This is a genomic window from Burkholderia sp. KCJ3K979 (assembly GCF_016759955.1).
GTDB classification, from domain to species: Bacteria; Pseudomonadota; Gammaproteobacteria; order Burkholderiales; family Burkholderiaceae; genus Burkholderia; species Burkholderia orbicola.
The window spans coordinates 1-6,849 of sequence record NZ_JACFYV010000293.1 but is presented as its reverse complement, the minus strand read 5'-3'; the positions used below and the strand labels follow the sequence as shown (position 1 = coordinate 6,849).

The window sequence follows — 6,849 nt, the reverse complement described above, 5'->3', positions numbered from 1 at the left end:
CGGCTCGCCCCGTACCTGCGCGCGTTCGAACGCGCGCAGGTACGGGGCGAGCCGCTGCGTGTCGCGCCGCTCGCGCGCTTCGGTCTGCTGACGAAAGCGCTCGGTCAGCTCGCCGATGCAGACGGTCGCGGCCGCGCTGTCGGGCAGCCCCGGCGCCGGGCGGCCGAAGTAGTAGCCCTGCACGAAATCGGCCTCGCACGACAGCGCGATCTGCGCTTCGTGCTCGGTCTCGATCCCTTCGACGAGCACCAGCTTGCCGGCCTCGTGCAGCAGCGTCACGAGCCCGTGCAGGATCGCGGTGAGCCCGGTGCGGTGCGCCGCGTGCGACAGCATGATGCGGTCGAGCTTCACGATGTCCGGGTTCAGTTGCCAGATCCGTTCGATGTTCGAGTGGCCCGCGCCGAAATCGTCGAGCGCGATCAGGAAGCCGTGCGTGCGGAATTCGCGCACGGCCTCCGCGAGCCGCTCGACGTCGTCCGCGCGCTGTTCGAGCACCTCGAGCACGATGCGCCGCGGCGGCATGCCGAGCCGCTTCAGGTTCGCGAGCAGCGCGGCCGCCTGGAACGGGTCGGTGAGCACGCCGGGATGGACGTTGAGAAACAGCCACTCGCGCTCCGCGCCGAGCAGCGCGAAATTCTCCAGATGCAGCGCCTGCGCGAGCCGGTCGAGCTGCAGCAGCTCGTCGCGGCGCGCGGCTTCGCCGAACACGTCGAGCGGCGACACGGCGCGGTCGAGCGCATCGTGCGCGCGCAGCAGCGCCTCGTAGCCCACCGCACGCTGATGCGACAGGCTGAATATCGGCTGGAACACGGTCGTGAGCGTCAGGTCGCGGTGCTGCGTCGCCAGCCGTTCGAGGCCGGAGCTCATCTCCCGCTCGAACCGGTACGGCGACGCGGCGGCCGGACGCTCCTGTTGCACGATCGTCATGCTTCCTCCTGGTGATGCAATCGAACGCGACGTCCGGCGAAACGGACGACGAACGGGACGGCGCGCAATGTCATGGTTGGACCCTCGGTTGCCCGGCGCGGGCCGGGTGGCTGCCCACCTTCAAGCAAGCTCCGTGCAAGGCGCGCAGAACCCATGCGCCGCGCGGCCGCACGAGGCCACCGCACCACCGTGGCGCGCTACTCGCGCACCATTTCCGTGCGCACGCACCGACCGCTTGAACGCGTCCGTCACGTCGGCACGCTACACTCCGTACGATCGTTTCATTTCACGTCATTCGCCGTATCGATGGAAATCGTTTTCACAGTCCTCATTCTGCTGCTGACCGTCGCACTGTCCGGCGCCGTCACGCGCCTCCTGCCGTTGCAACTGCCGCTGCCGCTGATGCAGATCGCGTTCGGCGCGATGCTCGCGTGGCCGAAGCTGAACCTGCACGTCACGTTCGATCCCGAGATCTTCATGCTGCTGTTCATTCCGCCGCTGCTGTTCGCGGACGGCTGGCGAATTCCGAAACGCGAGCTTTACCTGCAGCGCCGCGCGATCCTGATGCTCGCGTTCGGGCTCGTGTTCATGACGGTACTCGCAGTGGGCTACTTCGCACACTGGCTGATTCCCGAGTTGCCGCTGCCGATCGCGTTCGCGCTCGCTGCGGTGCTGTCGCCGACCGACGCGGTCGCGCTGTCCGGCATTGCCGGCAAGGGCCGCATTCCGCCGCAACTGATGCACATCCTCGAAGGCGAGGCGCTGATGAACGACGCGTCGGGCCTCGTCGCGCTGAAGTTCGCGATCGCGGCCGCGCTCACCGGCGTGTTCTCGCTGCGCGCCGCGTCGGTCACGTTCGTGATCGTCGCCGCCGGCGGGCTCGCGACGGGCGCGATCGTGTCGTGGGTGTTCAGCGCGCTGTCGACGCGCTTCCTGAATGCCGAGCAGGAAGGCGATCCGGCCCCGGGCATCGTGATGACGCTGCTGGTGCCGTTCGCGGCCTACCTGTTCGCCGAGCACCTCGGCCTGTCGGGCGTGCTCGCGGCCGTGTCGGCCGGGATGATGATGAATTACACGAGCTTCTCGCGCAAAAGCACCGTCGCGTCGCGCGTGCGCGCCGAAAGCACGTGGGCGATGATCGAATTCGTGTTCAACGGCATGGTGTTCATCATGCTCGGGCTGCAGTTGCCGCACATCATCGGCCGCGCGCTCGTCGACGCGCACCATACGAGCGACGCGCTGGTCGGCCGCATGATCTTCAACGTGTGCGCGATGATGCTCGCGCTGTATGCGATCCGCTTCCTGTGGGTGTGGCTGCTGCGCTGGTTCGCGAGCCGCCGCGCCGCGCGCCATGGCCTCGCCGGCACGATGGCCGGCGTACGCACGATCGCGGTGATGACGGTCGGCGGCGTGCGCGGCGCGGTCACGCTCGCCGGCGTGCTGTCGATTCCGGTCGCGCTGTCCGACGGCGCGCCGCTGCCGGGCCGCGACACCGCGATCTTCATCGCGTCGGCCGTGATCCTCGGCTCGCTGATCGTCGGGGTGATCGGCCTGCCGCTGCTGCTGCGCGGCGTGCGCTCGACGCGCAACCCGCTCGGCAACGAGGAGCGCATCGCGCGCTCGGCCGCCGCGCAGGCCGCGATCCGCGCGATCGATTCGTCGCACGACGCGATCTCGGCCGATCTCGACGAATCGGGCGCGGCGCGCTGCGCGGACATCTCCGCACGCGTGATGGATCAATATCGCCGCCGGCTCGCCGCGCTGGCCGACGACGGCCCCACGCCGCGCGCGCAAGCGCAGCAGGCCGAAACGATGGAGCTGCAGATGCGGATCGCGGCCGTGCGCGCGGAACGCTCGGCGCTGTACCGGCTGCGCAGCGACAGCAAGATTTCCGACGAGACGCTGACGAAGCTGCTTCGCGAGATCGACCTGTCTGAAACCGCGCTGTCGACGCGCAAGAAAGGCATTGTTTGACGGGCCGGCCGCGGCCTGCGCGCAGCCACCGAGGACCATAAAAAAACGGCGACGCTCGCACGAGCATCGCCGTTTTCGCATCCACTCACGCTCGCGTTACTTCGCGACGACGACCGGAATCCCCTTCAGCATCCCCGCGCCCTTCATCTCGTCGAGCGCATGCTGCACGGCCGCGCTCGTCGCCGCGTCGATGCCGAGCTGCAGCGCGAGCTCGCGTTCCGCACGCTTCACGCCGGCCAGGTTGCGCACCTTCACGTGACCGAAGCCGCGCACGCGGGCGTGCAGGTCGGCCAGTTGCACGACCTGCGCCGCATTGCCGGGGGGCATCGCGGCGAACGCACGCGTGAGCGTCGTTTCGTAGTCGTCGGCCAGCGCGCGCTCCATCTTGCGCTCGACCGTGCGGCCGAACGGATCGAGCCACGTGCCGCGCAGGCTGCGCACGCGCGCCAGCATGCCGAACACCGGCCACATCCACTGGCCGAACACGCGCTTCTTCGGCGTGCTGCCGTCGCTGCCGGCCTTCGCGACCGTCGGCGGCGCCAGGTTGAACTTCACGCGGTACGTCTGCCCCGGCACGCCTTCGAACTGCGCTTCGAGCGCCGTGCGGAACGCGTCGTCCGTGTACAGCCGCGCGACTTCGTATTCGTCCTTCACCGCGAGCAGCCGGTAGAACGTCGTCGCGACCGCGCGCGTCAGCGTATCGTCGCCCTTCTCGCGCGCCGCGTTCACCAGCGCCCGGTAGCGTTCGACGTAGCGCGCGCCGCCGTAGGCATCGAGGCGCGCCTCGCGATCGGCGATCAGCTCGGCAAGCGTCTCCGGCGCGGCGTGGACGGCCACCGCATGACGCGCGTTCCACAACGCGTCGAGGCCCGCCGCGTCGCCGGCCGCCATCCGGCCGATCGAGAACGCGAGCTTGTTCATCGGCACCGCGACGTTGTTCAGCTCGATCGCGCGCATCATCGCGGCGAGCGACACCGGCACGAGGCCGAGCTGCCACGCGTAGCCGAGCATCAGGATGTTCGCGCCGATCGAATCGCCGAGGAATTTCGCGGCGAGCGCCTGCGCGTCGCAGCTCGACAGGTAGCCGTCGCCGGCCGCATGGTGCATTTTTTCAAGCAATGCGTCCGCATGCAGGTTCGCGTCGGGGTTCTGCACGAACGACGCGTTCGGAATCCGGTGCGTGTTGACGACGATCCGCGTTCGCGCGTGACGCACCGTCTGCAGCGCCTCGGCGCTCGCGCCGACGACCATGTCGCACGCGAGCAGCACGTCGGCCTGCTGCGTGTCGATGCGCACCTGGTTCAGCCAGCGGTCGCTCGACGCGATCCGCACGAACGACAGCACCGAGCCGCCCTTCTGCGCGAAGCCCATGAAGTCGAGCACCGATGCGCTCTTGCCTTCGAGATGCGCGGCCATGCTGATCAGCGCGCCGACCGTCACGACGCCGGTGCCGCCCACGCCCGTCACGAGCATGTCGAACGGCGCCGCGTCGAGGTGCGTCGCCGGCACCGGCAGCGCGTCGACGCGCGCGGCGAGCGCCGCTTCGTCGAACGCGGCGCCGGCCGCCTTCTTCAGCGCCGCGCCTTCGACCGTCACGAAGCTCGGACAGAAGCCGTTCACGCACGAATAGTCCTTGTTGCACGACGACTGGTCGATGCGGCGCTTGCGGCCGAGCGGCGTCTCGAGCGGCTCGACCGACAGGCAGTTCGACTGCACGCCGCAGTCGCCGCAGCCTTCGCACACCGCATCGTTGATGAACAGACGCTTGTCCGGGTCGGGGAATTCGCCTTTCTTGCGGCGGCGACGCTTCTCGGCCGCGCAGGTCTGGTCGTAGATCAGCACGGTGACGCCCGGCGTTTCGCGCAATTCGCGCTGCACCGCGTCGAGTTCGCTGCGGTGATGGAACGTCGTGCCGGTCGGGAACTGCCCGTGATGGCCGTCGTACTTCTCCGGTTCGTCCGACACGACGACGAAGCGCGACACGCCCTCCGCCTCGACCTGCCGCGCGATCTGCGGCACCGAGATGCTGCCGTCGACCGGCTGGCCGCCCGTCATCGCGACCGCGTCGTTGTAGAGGATCTTGTACGTGATGTTCGCTTTCGCGGCGACCGCCTGGCGGATCGCGAGGATGCCCGAGTGGAAGTAGGTGCCGTCGCCGAGGTTCTGGAACACGTGCTTCGTGTTGGTGAACATCGCGTGCGCGGCCCAGTCGACGCCCTCGCCGCCCATCTGGATCAGCCCCGTCGTGTCGCGCTCCATCCACGACGCCATGAAATGGCAACCGATGCCGGCCTGCGCGATCGAGCCTTCCGGCACCTTCGTCGACGTGTTGTGCGGGCAGCCCGAGCAGAAGTACGGCGTGCGCTTCACCGCGTCGGCCTCGTTCGACAGGATCTGCGGCGCGACGAGATCGACCACGCGCTCGCGCCGGTCGAGCACCGGCTTGTGCCGCGCGAGCCATGCCGCGAACACCGGCAGGATGCGCGACGGACGCAGCTCGCCGAGCTCGGACAGCAGGCACGCACCGGCCGCGTCGTGCTTGCCGAGCACGCGCGGGCGGGCGCCTTCGGTGCGGTTGTACAGGTAGTCCTTGATCTGCTGCTCGATGACCGGGCCCTTCTCCTCGATCACCAGCACTTCGGCGAGCCCGTCGACGAAGGTTTCGATGCGCGTCATTTCGAGCGGATACGACAGGCCGACCTTGTAGATCCGCACGCCGGCCGCGTCGAGGTCGGCGACCGTCAGGTCGAGGCGGCGCAGCGCTTCCATCAGGTCGAGGTGCGCCTTGCCGCAGGTGACGATGCCGACGTTCGCCTGCGCGCTCGGCGCGATCCACTTGTCGATGCTGTTGGCGCGCGCGAAATGGCGCACCGCGTCGAGTTTCGCCGCGAGACGCGCCTCGATCGTGAGGCTCGGCAGGTCGGGCCAGCGGTTGTGCAGGCCGCCCGCCGGCGGCGTGAAGCCTTCCGGCGCCGGCCAGCGCGTCTGCAATGCATCGAGGTCGACGGTCGAGCCCGACTCGACCGTTTCCGAGATCGCCTTGAAGCCGACCCACGCGCCCGAGTAGCGCGACAGCGCCCAGCCGTACAGGCCGAATTCGAGCATGTCGGCGATGTTCGACGGGTTCACGACCGGCATGTGCCACGCCATCATCGCGAAATCGCTCTGGTGCGGCATCGACGACGACACGCAGCCATGGTCGTCGCCCGCGACGACCAGCACGCCGCCGTGCGGCGACGACCCGTACGCGTTGCCGTGCTTCAGCGCATCGCCCGCGCGATCGACGCCCGGGCCCTTGCCGTACCACATCGCATACACGCCCTCGACCGTACGCTCCGGGTCGGCCTCGACCCGCTGCGTGCCGAGCACGGCCGTGCCGCCGAGTTCCTCGTTGATCGCGGGCAGGAAGCGCACGCTGCTGGCGTCGAGCAGTTTCTTCGCCTTCCACAGCTGCTGGTCGACCATGCCGAGCGGCGAACCGCGATAGCCGCTGACGAAGCCGGCCGTGTTGAGCCCCTGTTCGGTATCGACCGCGCGCTGCATCAGCAGCAGGCGGATCAGCGCCTGCGTGCCGGTCAGGAAGATCCGGCCGCGCGTCGCGGTCAGGTTGTCGGTCAGGCGGTAGTCGGACAGGGCAGGCGTGCCGTCGACGGGCTGGCGGGCGGTCATGAGGGGATGTCTCCGGATTGTGCTGTCGTGCTGTTCTGGGCCGTGCGCGGCGGGGCGTCGGATGACGCAGGGTGCCGGCAGCGAATGGCTCTATTTTTTCGCGCGCGGCCGAGAATGTTTTTTCTCATCTTGCTCGAACCGGCCTGTCGTGAGAAAAACTGCGCAGCTTTTTGACGGGATTTGAGAGAGTTCTCGCGCGGGGCGGCCGGAGTGTGATGGGGGTGTGTCGCGGCGGTCGAATGGTCTGGCGGAAAAGGCGGGGCGTGCCGCGGGGCTCAC

General features: G+C 68.8%; 3 protein-coding genes. 1 reads left to right on the top strand and 2 read right to left on the bottom strand.

Features of this window, described 5'->3' with window-relative positions:
• Positions 1–927: EAL domain-containing protein (locus H3O04_RS32815; RefSeq protein ID WP_202589271.1), on the bottom strand; the 927-nt coding region annotated here is incomplete at its 3' end.
• Positions 928–1,233: 306 nt separating this feature from the next.
• On the opposite strand from H3O04_RS32815, the gene H3O04_RS32810 reads away from it, so the two are divergent.
• On the top strand, positions 1,234–2,901 hold the full coding sequence (locus H3O04_RS32810; RefSeq protein WP_202589270.1) for a Na+/H+ antiporter: 1,668 nt from the start codon (positions 1,234–1,236) through the stop codon (positions 2,899–2,901).
• A 96-nt stretch (positions 2,902–2,997) separates the two neighbouring features.
• Here H3O04_RS32810 and H3O04_RS32805 read toward each other — a convergent pair whose 3' ends face one another.
• Complete coding sequence (locus tag H3O04_RS32805) at positions 2,998–6,570, bottom strand: indolepyruvate ferredoxin oxidoreductase family protein (RefSeq protein ID WP_202589269.1); 3,573 nt, start codon at positions 6,568–6,570, stop codon at positions 2,998–3,000.
• Positions 6,571–6,849 lie beyond the last annotated feature (279 nt).

What these genes read in the sequence shown, in the direction of transcription:
- H3O04_RS32810 (WP_202589270.1), top strand. Translation starts at nt 1,234, where the DNA reads ATGGAAATCGTTTTCACAGTCCTCATTCTGCTGCTGACCGTCGCACTG.
- H3O04_RS32805 (WP_202589269.1), bottom strand. Translation starts at nt 6,570, where the DNA reads ATGACCGCCCGCCAGCCCGTCGACGGCACGCCTGCCCTGTCCGACTAC.